At 70.8% G+C, this 22,511-nt stretch carries 24 protein-coding genes and 1 tRNA gene; 17 read left to right on the top strand and 8 right to left on the bottom strand.

Features of this window, described 5'->3' with window-relative positions; translation table 11 throughout:
• Window positions 1–71 precede the first annotated feature (71 nt).
• From OVA28_RS01725 to OVA28_RS01685, 9 genes are all read left to right on the top strand, one after another.
• Window positions 72–767, top strand: coding sequence for a metal-dependent transcriptional regulator (locus OVA28_RS01725; RefSeq protein WP_268095544.1), 696 nt, complete (start codon window positions 72–74; stop codon window positions 765–767).
• Window positions 768–1,012: 245 nt separating this feature from the next.
• Entirely contained in the window at window positions 1,013–2,020 is a 1,008-nt protein-coding gene (locus tag OVA28_RS01720; RefSeq protein WP_268095543.1) for a C40 family peptidase, read from the top strand.
• Window positions 2,021–2,356: 336 nt separating this feature from the next.
• A complete protein-coding gene (locus tag OVA28_RS01715; protein WP_071273343.1) occupies window positions 2,357–2,851 on the top strand; it encodes an HNH endonuclease in 495 nt (164 codons plus the stop codon).
• A gap of 106 nt (window positions 2,852–2,957) precedes the next feature.
• A complete protein-coding gene (locus OVA28_RS01710) occupies window positions 2,958–3,878 on the top strand; it encodes a PrsW family glutamic-type intramembrane protease (RefSeq protein ID WP_268095542.1) in 921 nt (306 codons plus the stop codon).
• A gap of 76 nt (window positions 3,879–3,954) precedes the next feature.
• Window positions 3,955–4,839, top strand: coding sequence for a CPBP family intramembrane glutamic endopeptidase (locus OVA28_RS01705; RefSeq protein WP_268095541.1), 885 nt, complete (start codon window positions 3,955–3,957; stop codon window positions 4,837–4,839).
• On the top strand, window positions 4,836–5,702 hold the full coding sequence (locus OVA28_RS01700) for a CPBP family intramembrane glutamic endopeptidase (protein WP_268095540.1): 867 nt from the start codon (window positions 4,836–4,838) through the stop codon (window positions 5,700–5,702). Before OVA28_RS01705 ends, OVA28_RS01700 begins: the two co-directional genes overlap by 4 nt.
• A 328-nt stretch (window positions 5,703–6,030) precedes the next feature.
• Window positions 6,031–7,473, top strand: a complete 1,443-nt coding sequence (locus OVA28_RS01695; RefSeq protein WP_268095539.1) for a ferredoxin reductase family protein — start codon at window positions 6,031–6,033, stop codon at window positions 7,471–7,473.
• Complete coding sequence (locus tag OVA28_RS01690; RefSeq protein WP_268095538.1) at window positions 7,470–7,934, top strand: FMN-binding protein; 465 nt, start codon at window positions 7,470–7,472, stop codon at window positions 7,932–7,934. The genes OVA28_RS01695 and OVA28_RS01690 overlap by 4 nt, the downstream gene beginning before the upstream one ends.
• A 4-nt stretch (window positions 7,935–7,938) precedes the next feature.
• Window positions 7,939–8,706: an FAD:protein FMN transferase gene (locus OVA28_RS01685; RefSeq protein ID WP_268095537.1), complete on the top strand. Its 768-nt coding sequence runs from the start codon at window positions 7,939–7,941 to the stop codon at window positions 8,704–8,706.
• Here the strand turns inward: OVA28_RS01685 and OVA28_RS01680 are convergent.
• Both OVA28_RS01680 and OVA28_RS01675 read right to left on the bottom strand, forming a co-directional pair.
• Window positions 8,678–9,424, bottom strand: coding sequence for an ABC transporter permease (locus OVA28_RS01680; RefSeq protein ID WP_442780751.1), 747 nt, complete (start codon window positions 9,422–9,424; stop codon window positions 8,678–8,680). The genes OVA28_RS01685 and OVA28_RS01680 overlap by 29 nt on opposite strands.
• Before the next feature lie 63 nt (window positions 9,425–9,487).
• Window positions 9,488–9,673, bottom strand: coding sequence for a phosphatase PAP2 family protein (locus OVA28_RS01675; protein ID WP_268095536.1), 186 nt, complete (start codon window positions 9,671–9,673; stop codon window positions 9,488–9,490).
• A gap of 194 nt (window positions 9,674–9,867) precedes the next feature.
• Between OVA28_RS01675 and OVA28_RS01670 the strand changes: the two genes are divergently transcribed.
• A complete protein-coding gene (locus OVA28_RS01670; protein ID WP_268095535.1) occupies window positions 9,868–10,992 on the top strand; it encodes an epoxide hydrolase family protein in 1,125 nt (374 codons plus the stop codon).
• A gap of 13 nt (window positions 10,993–11,005) precedes the next feature.
• Window positions 11,006–11,080 (top strand) — tRNA-Arg (locus OVA28_RS01665).
• A 61-nt stretch (window positions 11,081–11,141) separates the two neighbouring features.
• Here the strand turns inward: OVA28_RS01665 and OVA28_RS01660 are convergent.
• The 5 genes from OVA28_RS01660 to OVA28_RS01640 all read right to left on the bottom strand — a co-directional run bounded on the left by OVA28_RS01660 (window position 11,142) and on the right by OVA28_RS01640 (window position 15,317).
• Window positions 11,142–12,206 carry a class I mannose-6-phosphate isomerase gene (locus OVA28_RS01660; protein ID WP_268095534.1) on the bottom strand — a complete coding sequence of 355 codons (1,065 nt, stop codon included), beginning with the start codon at window positions 12,204–12,206 and terminating at the stop codon, window positions 11,142–11,144.
• Window positions 12,203–12,556 carry a hypothetical protein gene (locus tag OVA28_RS01655; RefSeq protein WP_268095533.1) on the bottom strand — a complete coding sequence of 118 codons (354 nt, stop codon included), beginning with the start codon at window positions 12,554–12,556 and terminating at the stop codon, window positions 12,203–12,205. The genes OVA28_RS01660 and OVA28_RS01655 overlap by 4 nt, the downstream gene beginning before the upstream one ends.
• Before the next feature lie 14 nt (window positions 12,557–12,570).
• A complete protein-coding gene (locus OVA28_RS01650; protein WP_194661443.1) occupies window positions 12,571–13,152 on the bottom strand; it encodes a hypothetical protein in 582 nt (193 codons plus the stop codon).
• On the bottom strand, window positions 13,149–13,706 hold the full coding sequence (locus tag OVA28_RS01645) for an RNA polymerase sigma factor (RefSeq protein ID WP_194661442.1): 558 nt from the start codon (window positions 13,704–13,706) through the stop codon (window positions 13,149–13,151). Before OVA28_RS01645 ends, OVA28_RS01650 begins: the two co-directional genes overlap by 4 nt.
• A 477-nt stretch (window positions 13,707–14,183) precedes the next feature.
• Window positions 14,184–15,317: a zinc-binding dehydrogenase gene (locus OVA28_RS01640; protein WP_268095532.1), complete on the bottom strand. Its 1,134-nt coding sequence runs from the start codon at window positions 15,315–15,317 to the stop codon at window positions 14,184–14,186.
• A 347-nt stretch (window positions 15,318–15,664) separates the two neighbouring features.
• Between OVA28_RS01640 and OVA28_RS01635 the strand changes: the two genes are divergently transcribed.
• The 6 genes from OVA28_RS01635 to OVA28_RS01610 all read left to right on the top strand — a co-directional run bounded on the left by OVA28_RS01635 (window position 15,665) and on the right by OVA28_RS01610 (window position 21,537).
• The gene (locus OVA28_RS01635) at window positions 15,665–16,315 is read left to right on the top strand and encodes a DUF2291 domain-containing protein (RefSeq protein WP_268095531.1); all 651 of its coding nucleotides are present in this window, start codon (window positions 15,665–15,667) and stop codon (window positions 16,313–16,315) included.
• Window positions 16,312–17,841: a sugar ABC transporter ATP-binding protein gene (locus OVA28_RS01630; RefSeq protein WP_268095529.1), complete on the top strand. Its 1,530-nt coding sequence runs from the start codon at window positions 16,312–16,314 to the stop codon at window positions 17,839–17,841. Before OVA28_RS01635 ends, OVA28_RS01630 begins: the two co-directional genes overlap by 4 nt.
• A gap of 20 nt (window positions 17,842–17,861) precedes the next feature.
• Window positions 17,862–18,980, top strand: coding sequence for an ABC transporter permease (locus OVA28_RS01625; protein ID WP_228506051.1), 1,119 nt, complete (start codon window positions 17,862–17,864; stop codon window positions 18,978–18,980).
• A 36-nt stretch (window positions 18,981–19,016) separates the two neighbouring features.
• Window positions 19,017–20,012: a D-ribose ABC transporter substrate-binding protein gene (locus OVA28_RS01620; protein WP_217635669.1), complete on the top strand. Its 996-nt coding sequence runs from the start codon at window positions 19,017–19,019 to the stop codon at window positions 20,010–20,012.
• A 4-nt stretch (window positions 20,013–20,016) separates the two neighbouring features.
• Window positions 20,017–21,051, top strand: a complete 1,035-nt coding sequence (locus tag OVA28_RS01615) for a sugar-binding transcriptional regulator (RefSeq protein ID WP_268095526.1) — start codon at window positions 20,017–20,019, stop codon at window positions 21,049–21,051.
• A gap of 87 nt (window positions 21,052–21,138) precedes the next feature.
• Window positions 21,139–21,537: a hypothetical protein gene (locus OVA28_RS01610; protein WP_268095525.1), complete on the top strand. Its 399-nt coding sequence runs from the start codon at window positions 21,139–21,141 to the stop codon at window positions 21,535–21,537.
• 87 nt (window positions 21,538–21,624) lie between these two features.
• On the opposite strand, the gene OVA28_RS01605 is transcribed toward OVA28_RS01610, so the two are convergent.
• Entirely contained in the window at window positions 21,625–22,506 is an 882-nt protein-coding gene (locus OVA28_RS01605; protein WP_194663407.1) for a helix-turn-helix domain-containing protein, read from the bottom strand.
• Between the last annotated feature and the right edge of the window lie 5 nt (window positions 22,507–22,511).

The raw sequence follows: 22,511 nt of genomic DNA, 5'->3' as shown, positions 1-22,511 counted from the left end.
GCCCCGTCGTTGCTTGTCAGCCCGAGGAAGTAGTGTGGGTCCCGCTCAGTTCTGACAGGAGAGGCGGATCCGTGACCGATCTCGTCGACACCACGGAGATGTACCTCCGGACGATCCTCGACCTCGAAGAAGAGGGGATCGTGCCGCTGCGTGCGCGCATCTCCGAACGGCTCGGGCACTCCGGTCCCACGGTCTCGCAGACCATCGCCCGGATGGAGCGCGACGGACTCGTCGTGGTCTCCGGCGACCGACACCTCGAACTCACTGACGAGGGCCGCTCCCGCGCCACCCACGTCATGCGCAAGCACCGTCTCGCGGAGCGCCTGCTCGCCGACGTCATCGGGCTCGACTGGGCCTTCGTCCACGACGAGGCCTGCCGCTGGGAGCACGTGATGAGCGAGCAGGTCGAGGTCCGCCTGCTCGAGATGCTCGGCAACCCGACCGAGTCGCCGTACGGCAACCCGATCCCCGGCCTGGCCGAGATCGGCGGGCCTGACGCCGGCGGGTTCCTCGACGGCGTCCGCAACATCGTCGCCGCAACAGAGGGCACCGACGCCGTGGCCACCGGGGTCATCCGTCGACTCGGCGAGCCCGTCCAGTTCGAGCCCGAGCTCCTGCACCAGCTGCGCTCCGCCGGGGTCATGCCCGGTCGGCTCGCCAGCGTGCAGCGCGCCGGAGCGTACGTGTCCGTGCGCGTCGAGGGCGAGGACGCCGGCATCGAACTGCCGTCCGAGGTCGCCCAGCACGTCTACATCGACGCTACGTGACGTTCTGCCCTCTGACCAGGGCTTCGTCACCGATCTGTTACCAAACGGCGTTTTCGTCTCGACAAGGTAACGGCGTCCCCGTACACTCGACGAGTCCCCGGGCTGATGCCGATCTGGGGACCCGTGGCAGGACGTCTCTCGAACCCGTCTCCTGCCTCGATCGGAGACGATGACGAACGGATGGGGTTGCGCACGTACGGGCCCGAACCCGTGCGGGTGATGACGAGACGCCGGAGACCACACCCTTGACGCAGACCGGTTCCGCCGCGGACGACATGTCCACGAACCCGACGAACGCAGTCCCCACCAACGCAGGCCTCCCGAACACCGGCCACCTCGACGCGGCCGACGCACCGCTGACCCGGCGTGCAGCCCGTGCCGCCGAGACCCCCACCCGCCGTCGCGCCGTGACCCCGGTCCGCAGTGCGCCGCTCGTGCGTCCGACCGCCGTCGCCTCGACCCAGGCGAAGCCGACCGCGAGCTCGCGCAAGCGCAAGTTCATGGCCCCGGTCGTGCTCGCCGTCGCCGCCGGCATGTTCGGCACGATGGCCGTCCCCGCCGCGTTCGCCGCCACGCAGCAGACCGGCGCGTCGGACGCCGCGGCCGCACAGCAGGCGGTCCGCACCACCGAGAGCCAGCAGCTGACGGTCTCCGACGCCGCGGTCCTGGCCGACACCAGCCGCGACGGCTTCTCCGCCACGTCGACCGCGACGCTCGACGCCCGCAAGCACGCCGCAGACGTCGAAGCCGCCCGTGCCGCCGCCGCGAAGCAGTACGCGTCGTACACCGGTCCGACGGCGACCGACTACCTCGCGTCGTCGAAGACCAGCACCACTGCGGGCACGACCGCGGGCGCGGCCGCCGCAGCTGTCCCCGCCGCCGCTGCCGCCCCGGCCGCGAACACCCCGTTCTCGCTGCCCGCCGTGGTCGCCACCGCGAAGCAGTACATCGGCACCCCGTACGTCTTCGGCGGCGCCACCCCGGCCGGCTTCGACTGCTCGGGCTACGTCATGTTCGTGTACGCCCAGTACGGCATCAACCTGGCACACTCGGTGCCGCTGCAGGACGCTGCCGGCACGACGATCCCCACGTCCGAGGCCCAGCCTGGTGACGTGGTCATCTTCAACAGCGAGGCCCACGACGGCTTCTACATGGGCAACGGCATGATCATGGACGCCCCCAAGCCCGGCGGTGCCGTGTCGATCCGACCGATCTGGACGAGCGAGTACCACATCGTCCGCTTCGGGGTCTGACCCGCGCTCGCCCTGAACGTTCCGTGAACCGGTCCAGCACTCCTCGTGCTGGGCCGGTTTCTGGTTTAGCCTGAGCGCATCGGCCCGACACGGCCTGGACTGGAGACCTCATGTCAACGGCACGCACGACCCGCACCATGGGTCGGCGCGCGCTCGTGGACATACGGTCGACCACGACCCGCGTGCACCTGCACGCCCTGGGATGACCGAGAGCACTGCCCCTGCGGGCGGTGCTCTTCTTCGTTCCGGGCCCCGGTCGTGGCCACTCGTCCGACGCCGTTCGATCCGTTGCCCCGCATCGCCTGGAAGCCGTCCAGGCACGTCGGAAGGGAACCCATGCGCACTCTCGTCCTCAACGCCGGTTACGAGCCCCTCGCGGTCATCTCGTTCCGGCGGGCCCTCGTGCTGGTCATGAACCAGAAGGCCGCCATCGTCGCCGCCGACGTCGAGCACCCGGTCACCGGGTCGACCTCGAGCTACGACCGTCCGTCCGTCATCATCCTCACCCGGTACGTGCGCATCCCGCACGCCAGGCTCGTGCCGGTGTCGCGGCGCGGTGTCCTGCGGCGCGACGCGAACCGCTGCGCGTACTGCGACCGCCACGCCACCACGATCGACCACGTCCAGCCGAAGTCGCGCGGCGGAGCGGACTCGTGGGAGAACCTCGTCGCCTGCTGCTTGGCGTGCAACAACGCCAAGGGCGACCGCACCCCGCGGGAGATGGGCTGGAACCTGCGGTTCCGCCCGAAGGCCCCGCACGGGTCGAGCTGGGTGGTGCGCGGGATGGAGCGCACGGAGCCGGACTGGGACGAGTACCTGGTGGCCGCCTAGCCACGCTGCGGACGGGAGGCCCGGTGCCAGGCCGCCACGGGCCTCCCGTCCGGCTCGTCACCGGCCCGGCGAGAAACTGAGTACTGCTCCTGGTAGCTTCGGCTCCATGTCCCGGTCCCGTGGAACCGCACCGCTCATCGTCGGCCTCGGGGGCACTGCAATCGGTGCTCTCCTCGGGTCGTGGGGCGGGTCGATGATGCTCTCCGGTGGTCGTGAGGCAACCATCAGGGACGGTGTTCCGCCGTCCTCGCTGGTGGTGGTCGTCGTCGGCGCCGTCGTCGGCATCGGGCTCCCGCTGGTGGCCATCGGCTGGTACTTCCGCCAGCAGGTCGCACTGGCCGGTCAGCCGCACCGTGTCCAGGCCTTCTGGCTGGGCCTCGCCTGGGGGACCATCGCGATGCTGCTCGCCGGCACCCTGAACGTCGTCGCCGGCCTGCTCCCCGGCGGCCCTGTCTGGCCAGGGTTCGTCGAGGAGTTCCTCAAACTCCTCGTGCCCGTCATCCTGCTGCTGTCCTCGCGCACCTACCGCTCGCCGCGACCCGCGGTGTGGCTCGTGTTCGTCGCCGCCGCCTGGCTGGGGTTCCTCGAGGGCATCAGCTACATCATCACTTCGCTCGACCCGATCCTCGACGGCGCTCCTCCACCGTCAGACGCCCCCTTCATCATGATGATGGACATCGTCGTGCGCATCATCGCCGAGGTCTCGCACCCTCTGATCACCGTGGGGGCCGCGGTCCTGATCTGGCTCGCCGCCAGGACGCTGTCGACGGGCAAGGCGGTCGGTGTCGGCGTGCTCGCGTACCTCGGTGCCGCCGCGATCCACGGCCTCAACGACGCGGTGATCGACGGCCCGGTCCGCGACTGGAACGTGCCCCTCAGCATCGTCCTGGAAGCCGTGTACGTCGTCGCGATCTTCGTGTTCTGGTTCCGGCCACGGGTGCGACGGCTGCGCGAGTTCGATGACAGCGGTCGCGGAGTCCCGCCAGCTGCAGTGTCCGCCGGCCGTGACCGGTCGACCCTCCGGTAGCGCCGCGGCTGCCGAACTGACCACTGGTCTCCGTGCCACCGCCACGACCACGCTCCGAGCCCACGAGGACACCACCATGGCCGAGAACTCCGAACGACATCACCCGCTCGCTGCCGCCGGGAACCGGTGGCAGCGGTTCTGGAACCGCGGCGGGTGGTGGCGGGCAGTGCTGGCCGTCGTCCTCTACCTCGCCGTGTACGAGGGGCTGGGGTGGCTGAACGCCCGCACCCTCGCCAGCGGCATCACCGCGGACGGGGTGTTCGCCACGCCTCGCGGGGTCATCCTGGGCATCGCCCTGCCGATCATCGTGATGGGGCTGCTGACTCTCGTCTTCGTCCGGACCCTCGGGTGGGGGCGCGAGATCTTCGCTCGCCAGCCACTTCCGGGACGCGGGTGGATGTGGATCGCCGTGGTCCTGCTGCTCGTCCCGATCGTGATCCGGCTCATCGCGACGAACTGGTCGTCGTACTCGGTCTCCGTGGTCTTCGCGGTGCTGTTCCTCGGCCTGTGTATCGGTTTCACCGAGGAACTCATCGCTCGTGGTGTCGCCGTGGACCTCCTCCGACGCGGCCACCACACCGAACGCACGGTCGCGCTGCTGTCCTCGCTGCTGTTCGGGCTGATGCACGCTTCGAACGCCATCGGCGGGACGGCGCTCCCCGTCGTGGCGGTCACCGTCGTCTACACGTTCGGCGCCGGCATGATGTTCTACCTGTCGATGCGGATCACCGGGAGCATCATCCCGGCGATGCTCCTGCACGCTGCAACCGACCCCACCACCATCCTCGCCACTGGCGGCATCGACACCTCGGCGGCGACCGCCGGTGACGCCGGGCTGATCGGCTTCGCTGGGATCTTCAACCTCGTCTACCCGGTGCTCGCGCTCCTGGTGCTCTTCTTCATCAAGGGCCGCGTCAGCAATCAGGCAGCCGAGAACGACCAGACCGGAGGCACCGCATGACCACCGAACCCACCTCCCCGACAACAACCGACCGGCTGCCTGGTGGGCGTCGCGAGGTCCCGCGGCGGTTCTGGATCGCGCTCGTGGCCTGCGTGGTCTACGTCCTCATGGCCGCTGGCGTGGGGAACCTGCTCAGCGCCGTCGTCGACGGGGAGCACCACCCGATCGCGGACTGGCTCGTGGGCACCTGGGTCCCGGTCGGCATCATGGTCGTCGCCGGAGTGTTCTTCGCCCGGCGCTCGGGTTGGTGGAACGACATCTGGCACGAGCGCTCCGTCGCCGTCGGGCAACCCCGGCGCTGGTGGTGGCTTGCAGCGCCGGCTCTGTCGCTGACCGGCACGGCCATCCTGTTCAGCCTCGTGCCGTGGTCCGAGGTGTCGGCCGGGATCATCGTCGTCGTGCTCATCGGGGCGCTCGGCGTCGGCGTCGGCGAGGAGCTGTACTTCCGCGGGATCCTCGTCACCGCGCTCCGTGCGCGCCACTCCGAGTTCGTGGTCCTCATCGTCTCGTCGGTGCTGTTCGGTCTCGCCCACGTGGTCGGCGAAGTGATCGCCGGACTCCCGATCGGCCTGATCCTCTTCCAGGTGGCGTTCCTCAGCATGGACGGCGCGCTCTTCTACGCAGCCCGTCGCGCGACAGGCACGCTGTGGGTGCCGATGCTCCTGCACGGACTCAACGACGCTGCGCTGTTCCTGCAGACAGCCGGACGGAACCACGAGGGCGCCGAGCCCCCAGCCACCACCGGGGTCATCGAGATCCTCTTGATCGCGCTCTCCGTCGCGATCGCGATCAGTGTCCTGCGCGAGACGCTCCGGCACCGTCGCGCGCTCCGGACTGAGGTCGACACGGCGGGGTCGTCCTGACCGGCAGCACACGGAGGCGCGACGTCCGCACGCGGGCGACTCGTCAGGTCAGGTGCTGCCTGGCGTGCAGCCGAACTGGGACGAGTACCTGGTGGCCGCGTAGCCACGGTGCGGACGGGAGGCCCGGTTCCAGGCCGCCACGGGCCTCCCGTTCGGCATGCCGTTCCCCTGGTCGCCCTGCCCGGCCGATCAGGCCGGGTTCGGCAGAGGTCAGCGGAACCATTGTCGGACCACAGTGCGTCCACAGACGCCTGACCGTCAATGGGGTCACCACTCGACCGCGAGTGGTCCGACGGCCGGTCCTGCCGCACAGCGTCAGGACCGACGGATGAGCACGACGACGAACCGACGGTCGGTGGTGACACCACCGACCGGTCCCGAGAGCAGCTCCCAGCAGCGCATGCTGTCCGAGCCGGAATTGCGTGGCCGGGCTCGACGCCGACAGGCCGCCGTCGACGTGCTCGGCGTCGCGGTCTGGGGCTCGGCAGCGATGGCGGTCACGCTCTGGTTGAGCGCGGGACCGGTCGACCTCTCCGGTGTCGGACAGGTCCTCGTGGCTGCGGGCATCGTGGCCGGCATGGTCGGGACCGACCTGGTCCTCGTGATGCTCGTCCTCGCCGCTCGCGTCCCGTTCATCGACCGTCTCGTCGGGCACGACGCGGCGATGGTGCAGCACGGCAAGCTCGGCAAGCCCGCGCTGTACCTGCTCCTCACCCACGCGGGACTGCTCGTCGTCGGGTACGCGATCGAGTCGCACGAGAACGTCGTCGCAGAGGCGGTCGCGTTGTGGGGCACGTCGGACGTCCTGTTGGCGGTCCTCGCCCTGGTCGGGTTCGTCGCGGTGGTCTGGACGTCCGTCGTCGCGGTCCGGAAGGTGCTCCCGTACGAGGTGTGGCACGGCGTCCACCTGCTCTCCTACGTCGCGGTCGGCCTCGCGATCCCGCACCAGCTCTCCCAGGGACAGGTGCTGGCGCAGGGCAGTTGGGAGCGCGTGTACTGGGTGGTGCTGTACGTAGTCGCCTTTGCCTCCGTCGCCGTGTTCCGGTTCGGGCTGCCGATGGTCAGGTCCCTGCGGCACCGCGTCGTCGTCGTCGGGGTCGAGCGGATCGGTGCGGAAGTGGTCTCCCTGTACCTGCGCGGTCGAGCCCTGACGGAGTTGCAGGCGCGCGGCGGACAGTTCTTCATGTGGCGGTTCTGGACCGGTGCGACCTGGTGGCACGCGCACCCGATCTCCCTGTCCGCGGCGCCGACCGCCGACGGCATGCGGGTCACCGTCCGGGCTCTCGGTCGCGGCAGCGCCCAGCTCGGGAGTCTCCAGCCGGGGACCCGGGTTTCGTTCGCCGGCCCGTACGGGGTGTTCACGGACCGGGTGCGCACGTCGACGCGGGTGGCCGTCGCCGCGTCCGGCATCGGTGTCACTCCCGTCCGGGCGTTCCTGGAGCGCCTCGACGCTCCTGCCGGAGCCGTCACCGTCCTGCTGCGCGGGCGATCGCCGCGGGAGACGTCCCTGTGGCAGGAGGTGATCGACCTGGCGCACGCGCGTGGATACCGGGTGTTCACGAGCATCGGGCCGCGGGGGAGCGGCACGGGTGGGTGGCTCTCGAGCTCGGACACAGCGCGCGGCGTCTCGGCGGCGTCGGTGTTCCCGAACCTGCGCCAGTCCGACCTGTACGTCTGCGGGCCCGGACGGTGGAGCGACCTGGTCGAGCAGGACGCCCTCCGTGCCGGACTCCCGGCGACGCACCTGCACCGAGAGCGGTTCGACTGGTGAGGGCACGCATCGTCATCGGCGGGGTCCTGGTCTCGATCGGGATCCTCAGTGCGGGCGTGGAGTCCGCGGTCGTGCACCGCGACGCCGTCTCCGCCGCGGACGGGACGGGCACGTCGGACGCCGGGCCCTCGGGTACCCCGTCGACCGGGACCGGGACCGGGTCGAGTTCGACCAGTGGTGCCCTGCAGGACGGCACCTACATCGGGACCGCCGCGGCCACCCAGTTCGGGAACGTGCAGGTGCAGGTCACCGTCGCGGGCGGGAAGATCTCCGACGTGACTCCGCTGCAGCTCACGGACCGTGACGGCCGGTCCGTGCAGATCAGCGCGCAGGCGGCACCGGTGCTCCGACAGGAGGCCCTGTCCGCGCAGTCCGCCGAGATCGACACCGTCTCCGGCGCGACGTACACGTCCGAGGGCTACCTCCAGTCGCTCCAGTCGGCGCTCGACCAGGCACGGTGACGCGGTGGACCAAGTCTTCAGGACGATGGGGACCGTGGTGTCGCTGCGGATCGACGGCACGGATCCCGGGAGCGACGTGCTCGAGGACGTCGAGGCCCGGTTCACGGCGTTCGACACCGAGTTCAGCCGGTACCGTCCGGACTCGCCGGCGTCCCGCATCGCCGACGGGCGCCTCCCGCTGACGCGCACGTCCGCCGAGCACAAGCACTGGTACGCCGAGGCGGTCCGGTGGCGGAACGCCACCGGTGGCGCCTTCGACCCGCACCGTCGGGACGGGAGCGTGGACCTCGCGGGGATCGTCAAGGCAGCGGCGATCGAAGCCGCCGGCGCCGTGCTCGTCGCTGCCGGCATCGAACGGTGGTGCTGCAACGCCGGTGGCGACGTGCTGACCGCGGGTGGTTCACCGGCGACGCCCTGGAGAGTCGGCATCAGCCACCCGGACGATCCAGCACGTCTGCTCACCACCGTTGCACTCGACGGCAGCGCACGAGCGGTCGCGACGTCGGGGACCAGCCACCGTGGTGAGCACGTGTGGCGGACCGACGTGACGAGCGAGTACCGGCAGGTCACCGTCGTCGGCAGCGACGTCGTCGAGGCCGACGTCCTCGCGACCGCCGTCCTGGCCGGGGGCCGAAGCGTCCTGCTCGAGGCGGTCGAGCGGTGGGACGTCCGCGTGGTCGCCGTCACCACCAGCGGTGACCTCGTCGACGCACGACGGACCCCACCGCTCGTCTCGGGTCGTCTCACCGGCCTGGCACCGGCCGCGTCGTGACCGGGGCCAGCCACCGGGTCAACAGGACAGCGGTGATGCTGCCGGTGGTCATGATCGCGGCGAGGACGACGATCTGGAACCGGCCTGCCTCGAGCGGCGAGACCCCGCCGAAGACCGCGCCGACGAAGGCGCCGGGCAACGTGACGAGACCCGTGGTCTTCGTCTGGTCGACGGTGGGGACGAGCGCGGCCGTCACGGCTCGGCGGACCAGCTGTTCGGTCGCACGGCGGGGCGCGGCGCCGAGGGCGAACCAGCCCTCGACCTCCTCCCAGCGGTCGTCGACGAGTTCGTGGAAGCGGCGTCCGGCCACGCTCGCGATCGTCATCGCGTTGCCGATCACGATCCCGCCGATCGCGAGCGCGTACCGCGGCGACAGGGTCAGCGCTCCGGTGCCGAACACCACGGCGCAGCTGACCAGGATCCCGGCGGCCATGGTCACCGCGACCGGCACGATCGCCGTCCGGACGGGTCCGAGCCGTCTGGCGGCCGTGATGGCCGCGACGCTGAACATCACGGTCAGCGCGAGGGCGATGAGCAGGGGCGACCGGATGACCCCGCTGAGCACCAGGCTGATCGCGGCGAGCTGCAGCGCGCCGCGGAGGATTGCCAGGGCCGGAGCCCAGGGGTCCGCTGCCCGGGCGAGGACCAGCGTGAGCGAGGCGATCGCGACGAGTGCCAGGACTCCGGCGACGGTGTGCAGGAGCTCCTCGACGGTCACGTCCTGGAGCCTACGGGCGTGCGCAACGCCCGGTGTCGCGAACCACCCCGGGGACGTGCCGGGTCACTCGGCGACGGTGTCGTCGTCTTGCGTGCTGAGGTACAGGCGGTGGCTGGTGATGATCATCGACAACCAGCTGGCGCCGGTCACCCAGCCGACGGCGACGTCGGTGAACCAGTGCGCGCCGAGCAGCACCCGGGACAGCCCCACCGTCACGGTCGTGCCGGCCGCTGCCGTGTCGTCGACCATGGACGAGGACGACCGTGCTGCTCGGGTACGGCCGTTCTCGTTCTCCGCGATGACGGATCCGGACGTCTCCGCCCGTGTTTCCCGAACCGGATCCGTCACGGCGCGGGAGGAAGTCGGGCTCGCCCGATCCCGACGACGGGTGGGCGGTCGCGACCGGCGGGAGTGGTGTCGGCGGATGTGCGTAGCGTGCGGGCATGACCCGGATGTGGATCGACGACGCGACCATCGACGACCTCCGCGCGCGGCTGCTGGCCACCCGCTGGCCGGACGCACCGCAGGGGACCGGGTGGTCGCTCGGCGTCGACGTGGACGAGGTCCGTGACCTGGCGACCTACTGGGCGGACGGCTTCGACTTCGGCGCGCACCGCGACGCACTCGCCGCGCTGCCGAGCCGGGTGGTGCAGGTCGACGGGCTGGGCATCAACGTGCTGCACCAGCGAGCGGACGCGGGCGACGGGCTGCCGTTGCTGCTGGCGCACGGGTGGCCGGACTCGTCGTGGCGCTACCGGACGGTGCTGCCGATGCTGGCCGCCGCCGGGTTCGACGTCGTCGTGCCGGACATGCCCGGGTACGGGTTCTCGGACGTGCCGGCCACGCCGCTCGACGCCCGCCAGGTCGCCGCGCTGTGGGCGCCGCTCATGACGGAGCTCGGGTACGAGCGGTTCGCGGTCGCCGGTGGGGACATCGGCACGCACGTCGTCCGCTACCTGGCGCTCGACCACCCCGACCGGGTCGTGGCCGTCCACCGGATCGACGGCGGGCTGCCGTGGCCCGGCATCGACGTCGCGTCGCTGTCGCCCGCCGAGCAGGACTTCGTGCAGGCCACCACGCGGTGGCGGGACACCGAGGGCGCCTACGCGATGCTGCACCGGACCAAGCCGCAGACCGTCGCGGTGGGCCTGAACGACTCGCCCTCGGGGCTGCTGGCGTGGATCGTCGAGAAGCTCCGGTCGTGGAGCGACTGCGACGGGGACCTGTGGTCGGTGTACACGCGGGACCAGGTCCTGGCGCTCGTCACCGAGTACTGGGCCACCGGCACGATCGGCTCGGCGATGCGGATGTACCACGCGAACGCCGCTGTCCCGCCCGAGCAGATGGCCCGCCGGGTCGAGACGCCGTCGGGGTTCTCGCTGTACCCGGGCGACCTCGTGACGGCGCCGCGGGAGTGGCTCGAGCGGACGACGAACCTCGTGTACCTCTCCGGGCCCGAGCGGGGAGGGCACTTCGCGCCGGTCGAGCAGCCGGAGTCGTACGTGGCGGAGCTGACCGCGTTCCTGGAGCCGTACCGAGGGCTCGGGTCCCAGGTCGCGTCCCGCTAGAGTGGAGGGGCCGGCCTCTGTAGCTCAATGGAAGAGCAGTTCCGTCCTAAGGAAATGGTTGGGGGTTCGAGTCCCTCCAGGGGCACCATATGCTCCCCGCCGTCGAGCGGGCCCCTGCCGGTTGTGCAGCAGGGCCCGCTCGTCCGCGGTCAGGGTGCTGGCGGCATCGCGCGGATGATCGTGCCCGAGCCATCGAGCTCGACCGGGCCGATGCCGAACGGCACCAGGACGGTGTCGCCCGCAGTGACGTCCAGGGCCCCCTCGCGGTGGGTGATCCGGAGCGCTCCGTCGAGCACGATGACGATGCCGTACGCGGCGTCGAGCGGGACGACCCCGGCGACGGCGATCCGCTCGGCGCGGAAGAACCGGTCGGCAGCGGACGGGAACAGCTGCACGGTCGACGGTCGGACGGGGCGGGGTCCGACCGCGAGCGCCTCGACGTCCCGGGGGTCCCAGCGCCGACGGTCGAGCGCCCCGAGCGCCGTCGACAGGTCGAGCCCGAGCGTGGCGTCCTCGACCGTCAGGTCGCCGTAGCCCTGGTGCTCGAGCAGGATCGACAGGTCGGTCGGCTGCTGCAGCTCGACCAGGGTGATGCCCGGGCCGATGGCGTGCGGGACCCCCGCCGGGACGAGCAGGGTGCTCCCCACCGTGAGCGGGACCCGGTGCATGGCCGCGAGCATCCCGTCGACGTCCTGCCCGTCGAACCAGGCGGTCGCCTCCTCGGTCGAGACCTCGCGGGTGAAGCCGACCGCGGCGTACGCGTCGACGCCCTCGGCGACCGCGACGATCGCCCACGCCTCGGTCTTGCCGCGGCGCTCGTCGAGGTGCGCCACGGCGAAGTCGTCCGACGGGTGCAGGTGCACGAACAGGCGCTCGCCGGTGTCGAGGAGCTTGACGAGCAGCATCGGGTCCGCGCCGTACGCCGCCACGTGGTCCGGGCCGAGGAACCCCTCGGGGTCGGCCGCGACGGCCTCCTTGAGCGTCAGGCCGGGCTCCAGGACGGTCAGGCCGACCGTCGCGGAGCCGTGGACCGACGTGGTGGAGCCGACGAAGTCCTCCGGGGTGTGCGGGTCGGCACCCGTCCACGGCGTCCCACGGAACGCCGCGATGCCGGCACCGCCGAGGTACGGCCGGTGCGCGGGTTGGTTCGGGCCCAGGAGGATCGGCGCGGCTGCCCAGGGGCGCCGGGGATCCGCAGTGTGGTCGGTGCTCACGCGTCGAGGCCCTCGACCAACCGGATCGTGACCGTGATCAGGTCTGGTTCGCGGGCCTCGGCGCCGTCGGCGTGCCGCTGGGCCAAGGCGTCGCGGATGCGCTCGCCGACCTCGCGGACGGTGTCCGGCGCCGGGCGGGTGTCGTTCGCCGCGATGCCGGCGGTGACGGTCATCGAGCCGTGGTCGCGGTCGATGTCCACCAGCACGTCCGGCTGCCGGAGCGCGAGCTTCACGGCGACCGCATCGGCGGCGGCCTCGAGGATCGGCTGCGCCGGGTAGACCTCGTCGACGCCGGGGGTCGAGCGGATCAGCGCGGTGAGGCGTCGGGAGAGTTCCTGGTCGTCGTGCACCCTCGGCTCCTCGGTCACGGGACGTGGACGTCGTCGAACACGACGTCGATCCGGTCGATGACGATCTCGGTGTGCCGACCGAGCACCTCGGCGATGCGGGCCCGCAGTCGGTCAGCCGTGACGTCGGCGGCCAGGCCGTACGCGATGCTCGCCGTCACCTCGACCCGGATCGGCGTGCCGGGCTCGGTGACGTCGCCGTGGAGGGTGCAGCGACCCATCACGACACCGCCCATGGTGTCGCCGGCGCGACGAACGAGCCCGCGGACCGAGGCCTCGGTCATGGTCAGGCGGAGCCGGGGGTCCGGGTGCTCCACGGGGACGTCCCGACCGGAGCGGACCTCGTTGCGGATGGTGTCGAGCAGGCCGCTGATCCAGGCGGAGTCGCGGTCGGGGTCGTCCTCCGCGCGGTGCTGCATCGCGTCCCACGAGAGCTCACGGAGGCGCTGCATGCCGGAGAGCGCCAGGCGGCAGGCGGGGGAGCCCTCGATGCTCGGGTCGCGGGGGGTCCGGTCGCGGTCGAGGTAGGCGCCGAGCTCCTCCATCGTGTGGCCGTCGACGAGGTCGTCCTCGGGCATGGCAGCGTCGTCGTTCGTCATCGCCACGCCTCCATCTCCTGGAGCAAGAACCGTCGTGCGCGGGCGAGGAGCCCGCGGACCGTCGAGACCGGCAGCTCGAGTGCCTCGGCGATCTCCTGGTAGCTGTAGCCGGATGCCTCTCGCAGCAACCAGCACCGGCGCTGGTCATCGGGGAGCGTGTCCAGCGCCTGCCACACGGCATCGAGCTGCAGCCGCGCCTCGACGATACGCTCCGGCGAGTGGACGGCGTGGGCGGGCGGGTCGACCGTGTCGACGTCGTCGTGGTGTCGCCGTGACCGGATGCGGTCGAGGGCCTTCCGCGTGACGATCTGCATCATCCACGGGCGGAAGCGCGCGGGGGTCTCGAGGTCGCTCAGCTGCCGCCACCCGATCAGGAACGACTCCTGCACGACGTCGTCGGACTCGTCGTTCGAGCGGAGCATCTTCGCGGCGAAGACCCGCAGCAGGGGACCGTGGCGGCGGGCGAGGACCTCGAACGCGCGGACGTCGCCGTCGGCAGCCCGGACGACGAGGGTGGCGTCCTCGGCGTCGACGAGCGAGACGTCGTCGTTCATCGGCACCTCCGGTCGCGGGTCTCGTTCCCGGCTGCTCGGGCGATGTTCCTCGACATGAGCATGCACCTCAGCGCTGGTGACTGGTCGTCGGGAAGGGTCGTGGCATGCGATCCGTGACGAAACCCGTGGTCCGTACGTCTGTATGGAGGGGGACGACCGAAGGGCACCATGCAGGACCGAGCACCATCAGCCGAGACGCGCGCGTCAGCGACCCGGGCGTGTCCGTCGACGTTCGACCGCTGGCACTGCGACCTGCCGACGGGGCACGACGGCCAGCACCACTCGGCGCGCGGGACCGAGCGCACCGAGTGGAACGACCGGGCGTCCGGCCGGCGGCTCAGCGACCTCTGACGCGCGACGCAGCACCGCGCAGCGCAGCACCGCGCAGCGCCGAGCAACGCGCGTCACGGGGACAGCACCGGGCGGTGGCGGGACGACCACCACCGCCCGGAGTCGGGGGCCTCGGGATGAGCGCGGTCAGCTGGTCATCGAGGGGATGATGGAGACCTTGACGGAGGCGCCGGCGGAGTCGCCGACGAGGTCGAGGGCTTCTTGGAAGGCTTCGAGGGGGAACTGGTGGGTGCAGATCCGGTCCATGGGGAGGGTCTGGGTCTCGAGGAGCTTGATGGCGGCGGGCCAGGTGTGGGGGCCGAGGTGGGCGCCGCGGATGTCGAGTTCCTTGTCGTCGGAGATGATGGACCAGTCGACGGAGACGTTGTCCTTGAAGACGGAGTACTCGACGAAGGTGCCGAGTTTGCGGAGCAGGTTCAGGCCCTGGGGGACGGCGGAGGGGTGGCCGGTGGCTTCGATGTAGACGTCGGCGCCGTAGCCGTCGGTGAGGTCCTTGATGATCTGGACGGCGTCCTCGTTGGCGATGTTGATGGTGAGGTCGGCGCCGACGGCCTTGGCGAGGTCGAGTTTGGTGTCGAGGACGTCGAGGGCGATGATCCGCAGGGGGTTCTTCTGGCGTGCTCCGGCGATGGCGGAGAGGCCGATGGGGCCGGCGCCGGCGATGACGACGGTGTCGCCGAACTTGATCTCGGCGCGTTCGACGGCGTGGAAGGCGCAGGAGAGGGGTTCGGCGAACGCGGCGACCTGTCCGGGGAGGTCAGCGGACACGGGGTGGGTGAGGGCCTTGGCGGGGACGAGGACGTACTCGGCCATGGCGCCGTCGTGGCCCTTGAAGCCGAACATGTCGTGCACGGCGCACATCCAGTAGGCGCCTTCGAGGCAGTAGCGGCATTCCCAGCAGGGCACGATCTGTTCGCACGCGATCCGGTCCCCGAGGCTCAGCTTCCGCTTGGTGAGGGTGTCCTGGTCGCCGGCGATGACGGTGCCGACGAACTCGTGTCCGGGGATCCGGTTCGTCTCGGCCCATGCCGGTCGGTTCTCGTCCCCCCAGAACTTCGCGGCGCCGTGGTAGCACTTCAGGTCCGAGGCGCAGATCCCGACGGCGTCGGTGCGGAGCAGCAGTTCCCCGGGTCCCGGGGTGGGGACGGGGCGGGTCTCGAGGCGGTAGTCGCCGGGGCCGTGCACGACGACCGCCCGCATCGTCGCAGGGATCTCCGGCGTCGCGGTGGCTGCCTGGGGAGGGGTCGAGGTCGTGGACATGGTGGTCTCCGTCGGTCACGTTCCAGCCGCGTCATCGCGGTGCAGCAGACCATACGGGGTCCTGAACAGATGTCAAGAACAAGATTTCTGACAGCATCGGTTTCGCGCTGATCTGCGATTGCCCCTTGCAGAAATGTCGTTCTGCACGTAATTTCTGGTCAGGCCGCTCCGAGAGGTGCGGTCGACGCCGTTCCGCAGGGACCGGCTGACCCGACCAGACGACGACGTCAGGCGCCCGCCGCGTGCTCGTCGTCCTCATGCAAGGAGCACGCGATGCCGCGAGCCGTCCGCCCCACCGCCGGGGCACCCCGAACCGAGCAGGCGTCCCGCGTCGACGGGACGCAGTCGTGAGCGCCGTCAGCACGACGTCGCCGCAGCGCCGACGCCTGACGCGCCGGATCGTCATCGGCGCGGTCGTGCTCGTCGTGCTCATCGCGATGGCACTCAGCGTGAAGGTCGTCAGCAAGGGCTCGTCCGTCGGTGCCGGCCCGGCGGCGTTCTCGGCCTCGGCCTGGGGCAAGAAGCACTTCCCCGAGGTGCAGGCGGCGATCGCCAAGCGCGCCGTGCCCGCGGACGAACTGGCGACGGCACTCAACGCCGACGCAGCCGCCGCCACCAAGAAGTACGGGGTCGCCGGCGGCGCGGGGACCGAGTTCTCGACGACCTTCACGGGCACGGTGGGCGAGGCGCAGGACGGCCTGTACCCGGTCACGGTCGACGGGCTGCCGGGCGGGCTGCTCATCCGCATGCAGACCGGTCCGGCCATCAACGGCACCGACCTCCGCGACGCACCGGGGACGATCGAGTTCGGGCAGTTCACGAACCAGATCGACTACCAGAACGCCGGCGCCGCCCTGAACGACCAGCTGAAGAAGCAGGTCCTCGCCGACGTCGACACCGCGTCCCTCACCGGCAAGACCGTCGAGGTCACCGGAGCGTTCCAGCTGATCAACCCGAAGGCCTGGCTCGTCACGCCGTCGGCCCTGGAAGTCCGATGAGCGGCGACGGCGCGATCGGCGCGGTCGTCCTCCAGGCCACCGACGTCGTCAAGACCTACGGTGCGACGCGTGCGCTCAAGGGCGTCAACTTCGCGATCCACCGCGGTCAGGTCACGACGCTGTTCGGGGAGAACGGCGCGGGCAAGTCGACGCTCATGAAGATCCTGTCCGGGGTCGAGCAGCCGACGTCGGGCACGCTCACGCTGCACGGCGAGACCGTGTCGTTCACCGACACCGTCGACGCCCGGGACCACGGCATCTCGATCATCCACCAGGAGCTCAGCCTCGCGCCGAACCTGACGGTGCGCGACAACATCTTCATGGGACGCGAGATCACCGGGCCCACCGGGGTCGACTACGCCGAGGAGGCCAGGCAGTCCGCGACCGTCCTGGCCGAGCTCGGCGAGGAGATCGACCCGCTCGCGCTGGTGTCGGACCTCCGGCTCGGCCAGCAGCAGCTCATCGAGATCGCCCGGGCGCTGTCGGTCGACGCCCGGATCCTCATCATGGACGAGCCGACGAGCGCGCTCTCGGCCTCCGAGGTCGAGGTCCTGTTCCAGGTCGTGCGGGACCTCACCGCCCGCGGCGTCTCGATCGTCTACATCTCCCACCACCTGGAGGAGGCGCTGGAGATCACCGACCACGCGGTCGTGCTCCGCGACGGCGCGATCACGGCGATGGCCCCGGCGGCCGAGATCGACCTGGAATGGGTCGTCCGGGCCATGGTCGGCGAGGGCTTCGACCTCGGGTCGCCGCCCACGGGCTACGACTTCGGCCCGGTCGCGCTCGCGATCGAGGACGTCACGGTCGCCGACCCCGACGTCCCCGGGCGCAACGTCGTCGACCGCGTGTCCCTCGACGTCCGTGCCGGCGAGATCGTCTGCATCTACGGCCTCATGGGCGCCGGCCGCACCGAACTGCTCGAGGCCGTGGCCGGACGCAACCGGATCGACGGCGGCCGGGTCCGCAAGGGCGACCGCGACCTGGCGGGCCTGAGCATCGCGGACCGCATCGAGGCGGGCCTCGGACTGGTGCCGGAGGACCGGCAGCGGGACGGACTCGTGCAGACGATGACGGTCGGGCACAACATGTCGCTCGCCTCGATCGGCGCCTTCGTGAAGGGCCTGTTCCTCTCCGGGAACCGCGAGACCGACATCGTCACCGAGTCGATCCGGACCGTGCACGTCAAGACGCCCGGCGGCCACGCGATGATCGGCTCGCTCTCCGGCGGCAACCAGCAGAAGGTCGTCATCGGCAAGATGCTGGCCACGCAGCCCGACGTCATCCTGCTCGACGAGCCGAGCCGGGGGATCGACATCGGCGCCAAGGCCGAGGTCTTCAAGCTCCTCGCCGAGCGCGCCAGGAACGGCCTCGCGGTCGTCTACACGACGTCGGAGGTCGGTGAGTGCCTCAGCATCGCCCACCGCATCGTCGTGATGAGCCGCGGGCGCATCGCCGCCGAGTTCGGATCCGAAACCACCAAGGAAGCGATCATGGCCGCCTCGGGCGAGGCCGTGATCGCATGACCGCCACGAACGGAACACGCATGTCCTCCACCACCTCGGCGCGACGCCGGCCCGCGATGTTCGCCGACGGGTTCAGCCTCGGCCGGCTCCTGCTGCAGGGGCGCGCGTTCTTCGCCCTCGTCGCGATCATCGTCGTCTTCTCCGTCCTCTCTCCCAACTACTTCACCGTCAGCAACATCCTCACGATGTCCTCGCACGTCGCGGTCTACGCGATCCTGGCGATCGGCATGCTGGTCGTGATCCTCAACGGCGGCATCGACCTCTCTGTCGGCTCGACGCTCGGGTTCTCGGGCGTCATCGCCGGTGCCCTGATGAAGGGCGTCACGATCGGCGGTTCGACGCTGTACCCGAAGGTCTGGGTCGTCGTCGTGATCGCCTGCGCGGTCGGTGCGTTCATCGGCTTCGTGAACGGCATCCTGGTCGCCCGCTTCAAGGTGGCCCCGTTCGTCGCGACGCTCGGCATGCTCTACGTCGTCCGCGGCATCGGCCTGCTGATGACGAACGGCCTGACCTACAACGACCTCGGCGGCAACGCGGCGCTCGGGAACACCGGCTTCGACTGGCTCGGCTTCAACCGGCTGATCGGGCTGCCCATCGGCGTCATCGTGATGATCGTCGCGGCGATCGCGGCGAGCCTGCTCCTCAACCGCACGGTGTTCGGCCGCTGGCTGTACGCCTCCGGTGGCAACGAGCGGGCCGCGGAGCTCTCCGGCGTCCCGGTCAAGCGGGTCAAGGTCCGGGTCTACGCACTGTCCGGCCTCTGCGCCGCGATCGCCGGCCTGATCCTGTCGTCCGAGCTGACGAGCGCGAGCCCCACCGCGGGCAACTCGTACGAGCTGACCGCCATCGCGGCCGTCGTCATCGGCGGCGCCGCGCTCTCCGGTGGTGTCGGCAACGTCCGCGGCACCCTCCTCGGGGCCTTCGTCATCGGCTTCCTGTCCGACGGCCTCGTCATCATCGGCGTCTCGGCCTACTGGCAGACCGTCTTCACCGGCGCCGTCATCGTCCTCGCCGTGCTGCTGAACGCCGTGCAGTACAAGCGCCGCCCGGCCCGTGCCGGCGGGACGACGACGCCCACCCCCACAGCTCCCGTGGACACGCAGCCCCCGGCCGCCGTCCACGAGAAGACCGCCGGCTGACCCCCGTCACCGGAACACAGCGAAAGGAACCCCACAATGAACCGCAAGCTGGCAATGGTGCTCGCCGCGGGCGTCGGCCTGACCCTCGTCCTCGCCGGCTGCTCCGCCGGGGGCAGCGCATCGTCGGACACGGGCTCCGGCTCGGGCTCGTCGAAGAAGGGCGGCCTGATCTCGATCATCGTCAACGACCCCTCGAACCCGTACTGGAAGACCGAGGGCGACGTCGCGTCCGCCGAGGCCAAGTCCCTCGGCTACAAGTCGAACGTCTCGGCCTCCAAGGGCGACACGAACACCGAGAGCAACCTCATCGACACCGCGATCACGAACAAGTCGGTCGCGATCATCCTCGACCCGGCCAACGCGAGCGGATCGATCGGTGCCGTGAAGAAGGCCGACGCCGCGGGCATCCCGGTGATCCTGGTGAACGCCGAGATCAACCAGTCGGGCCTGGCGAAGGCGCAGCTCGTCTCGAACAACGCCCAGGGCGCCGCCCTCGGTGCGCAGCAGTGGGTCAAGGACGTCGGTGACTCCGGCAACTACGCCGAGCTCTTCGGCGCCCCGTCGGACAACAACGCGCAGACCCGCTCGAACGGCTACAAGACCGTGCTGTCGCAGTACCCGGGCCTCAAGGAGGTGGCCAAGCAGGTCGCGAACTGGGACCGCACGCAGGGCCACGACAAGATGCAGTCCATCCTGCAGGCGAACCCCGACATCAAGGGCGTCATCCCGGGCAACGACGAGATGGCCCTCGGCGCGGTCGCCGCGCTGAAGGAGGCCGGCAAGCTCGACCAGGTGAAGGTCGGCGGCTTCGACGGCTCGCCCGACGCGGTCGACGCGATCAAGGCGGGGGAGCTGCAGTACACCGTGCTGCAGCCGGTCGCCACGTTCGCGAAGAAGGCGGTGCAGGAGGCCGACTCCTTCATCCGCACCGGCAAGACCGGCGCCAGCCAGGAGAAGCAGGCGTTCGACTGCGTGCTCATCACCAAGGAGAACGCGGACAAGGTCACGTCCCCGTTCACCCTCGCCGAGTGAGCGCGTGACACCACGCCCTCCCACGGGCGCGACGGCCGGTCGTCCGGGACGACCGGCCGTCGCCGTGTCCGACGCCCCGCGCGACGGCCACGCCCGCTTCCCGCTCGACCTCGTCTACCAGGCGGCGCGGATGTACTACCTGGAGGACGTCACGCAGGTGGACATCGCCGAACGGCTCGCGGTGTCGCGGGCCACGGTCAGCCGCCTGGTCTCCGAGGCCCGGCGGTCCGGACTCGTCGAGATCCGGGTCCGTGACCCGTTCCTCGACGAGACCGTCGCCCTCGCCGAGGACGTCCGGACGCTCCTCGGGCTCGACGCCGTGCAGGTCGTCTCCGCCGTGCACCACGCCACGCTCGGCACCGACCTCGCCGCCGCGGTGACCGTCGCCGTCGACCGGATGGCGCTCCGCCCCGGAGACGCCCTGCTCATCGGCAGCGGCCGGACGACCCACGCGGTCGCGCGGGACGTCACGCTCCGCCTGGACGGCGTGCTCCTCGCGCCGACGGTCGGCGGGCAGGCGGACCCGTTGCCGTGGTTCCAGTCGAACGAGATCACCCGGCTCGCGGCCGAGCGCTCCGCGGCCGTGCCGGCGTTCCTGTTCGCGCAGGCGCTCCCGTCCGTGGACATGCGGGCGTCGCTGGAGAACGACCCGGCCTTCCAGCACGTCGTCGGCCTGTGGGACCGCGCGGTCGGTGCCCTCGTCGGCGTGGGGGCACCGCCGGCCATCCGCGACGCACACGCCCGGGGCGTCCCGGTGGACGACGAGGTCCTCCGCGACGCGGCCGGCGACGTCTCCCTGAACTTCTTCCGCGCCGACGGCTCCGAGATCGCCTTCGACGGGGCTGAACGCATGGTCAGGACGCCCCGGTCGGTCCTGGTCGACATCCCGCACGTCGTCGCGATCGCGGTCGGGCCGGAGAAGGCACCGAGCGTCGTCGGGGCTGTCCGCGCCGGGATGGTCGACGAGCTCGTGACGGACGTCGCGACCGCCAGAGCGGTGGTCGCGGTCGCCCGAGCCGGGGGCGCCGACGCCGAGTAGCGGACCAGAACCGGACAGACCGGCGAAACCCATGTACGTTCGCTGAAAGACCGCTGCATGCGGTCGCACGTCGAAGGAGCAAGCAGCATGGCAAACACCACTTCCGGTCGTCCGACGACCGTCACCGTCGCGTTCGTGATCTGGCTGATCGTCGTCCTGGCGAACATCCTGTCCGGCGTCATCAACCTCGTGTCGGGCAGCGCGTCCGACGCGGCCGACAGCGTCGGCACCGCCCCGCTCGTGGGCGGCGCGATCTTCGCGTTCATCCTCGCGATCATCGAGCTCATCATCGTCTTCAAGATGCGTGACGGCCGCAACTGGGCCCGCATCGTGCTGACGGTCCTCGCGATCCTGCAGATCATCGGCGTCGGCGTCGGCGCCGCCTCCGGCGGCAACGCCTTCGGCTGGATCGGTGGCGTCGCCGTCATCGTCGCGACCATCCTGATGTACGTCGGTGGCGCGAACGGCTACTTCCGCCGCCACTGAGTCGAGCGGGTCGCCCAGGCGACCACGTGACGGACGGGAGGCTCGGGGCACGACTGCCCCGAGCCTCCCGTCCGTTGCTGCGTGCGCTCAGCCGAGCACTGGCTCGCGCCGCCGGTGGAACGAGCGGTACGCGCCGGGTGCGGCGCCGAAGGCGCGGGTGAAGTGGGCGTAGAAGCTGCTCTGCGACCCGAAGCCCGCTGCGTGGGCGACCTCACTGGTGGTCATCGTCGTCGTGGCGAGCAACCGCTGGGCCTCCGCGACCCGGCACCGCGTGAGGTACTCCACGATCGTCGTGCCGACGTCCTGCCGGAAGACGGTCATGGCGTAGTGCGGGTGGAGGTGTGCTGCGGCAGCGACGTCGGTCACGGTGACGGGTTCCCGGAAGTGGCCCACGACGAACCGGACCATGTCCACCACCCGGTGCATGGACTCCGCGGTCCCGTGGTCACCGCAGGGGCGGAGGTCCACCTGCGCGCGTGCGTGCCGGAGCAGGCGCCGGACGAGTGCGTGCGCCTCCAGGTTCGCGATGAGCTCGGCGCCGTCGTCGGCGAAGTCCTGCTGCCACGAACCGAGCATGGACTCGACGTCCCGTCCGGCGGCCGACGTCGGGACGATGACCGGGCGGTTCAGCAGCATCGCGCCGAGGTCGTGGTCGGGCAGCCCCCACGCGAGCACCTCCGCGAGCGGGATGTGGACCCACCGGAACTCGCCGACCTCGGTGGGCTCGCCGATGAGCTGGTGCGCGGTCCAGCCCCAGAAGAGCGCGATCTCGCCGGCGTGCACGCTGATCGGTGTCCCCCCGAACCGGTAGTCGAGCCGGCCCTCGAGCACGAGGTTGATCTCGAGGTCGTCGTGGCGGTGGGAGGCGTCCATCCGCGGAGCGGGCCCGCGGTGGCTCCAGTAGGCGGGCTCCACCGTCTCGACGACGGAGCCGGGCGTCGGTGGATGGGTGAGCGCGTCATCGAGCACGGGGC

It is taken from the genome of Curtobacterium sp. SL109 (assembly GCF_026672405.1).
In the GTDB taxonomy this organism is placed as follows: Bacteria; Actinomycetota; Actinomycetes; order Actinomycetales; family Microbacteriaceae; genus Curtobacterium.
The sequence above is the reverse complement of the archived record's forward strand: the minus strand, read 5'-3'. Positions and strand labels throughout refer to the sequence as shown.

Coding starts and splice junctions, on each gene's coding strand:
- OVA28_RS01675 (WP_268095536.1), bottom strand. CDS start 9,673: ATGGTCGACGACACGGCAGCGGCCGGCACGACCGTGACGGTGGGGCTG.
- OVA28_RS01715 (WP_071273343.1), top strand. CDS start 2,357: ATGCGCACTCTCGTCCTCAACGCCGGTTACGAGCCCCTCGCGGTCATC.
- OVA28_RS01625 (WP_228506051.1), top strand. CDS start 17,862: ATGTCCTCCACCACCTCGGCGCGACGCCGGCCCGCGATGTTCGCCGAC.
- OVA28_RS01640 (WP_268095532.1), bottom strand. CDS start 15,317: ATGTCCACGACCTCGACCCCTCCCCAGGCAGCCACCGCGACGCCGGAG.
- OVA28_RS01670 (WP_268095535.1), top strand. CDS start 9,868: ATGACCCGGATGTGGATCGACGACGCGACCATCGACGACCTCCGCGCG.
- OVA28_RS01650 (WP_194661443.1), bottom strand. CDS start 13,152: ATGACGAACGACGACGCTGCCATGCCCGAGGACGACCTCGTCGACGGC.
- OVA28_RS01710 (WP_268095542.1), top strand. CDS start 2,958: ATGTCCCGGTCCCGTGGAACCGCACCGCTCATCGTCGGCCTCGGGGGC.
- OVA28_RS01610 (WP_268095525.1), top strand. CDS start 21,139: ATGGCAAACACCACTTCCGGTCGTCCGACGACCGTCACCGTCGCGTTC.
- OVA28_RS01695 (WP_268095539.1), top strand. CDS start 6,031: ATGAGCACGACGACGAACCGACGGTCGGTGGTGACACCACCGACCGGT.
- OVA28_RS01630 (WP_268095529.1), top strand. CDS start 16,312: ATGAGCGGCGACGGCGCGATCGGCGCGGTCGTCCTCCAGGCCACCGAC.
- OVA28_RS01620 (WP_217635669.1), top strand. CDS start 19,017: ATGAACCGCAAGCTGGCAATGGTGCTCGCCGCGGGCGTCGGCCTGACC.
- OVA28_RS01645 (WP_194661442.1), bottom strand. CDS start 13,706: ATGAACGACGACGTCTCGCTCGTCGACGCCGAGGACGCCACCCTCGTC.
- OVA28_RS01705 (WP_268095541.1), top strand. CDS start 3,955: ATGGCCGAGAACTCCGAACGACATCACCCGCTCGCTGCCGCCGGGAAC.
- OVA28_RS01700 (WP_268095540.1), top strand. CDS start 4,836: ATGACCACCGAACCCACCTCCCCGACAACAACCGACCGGCTGCCTGGT.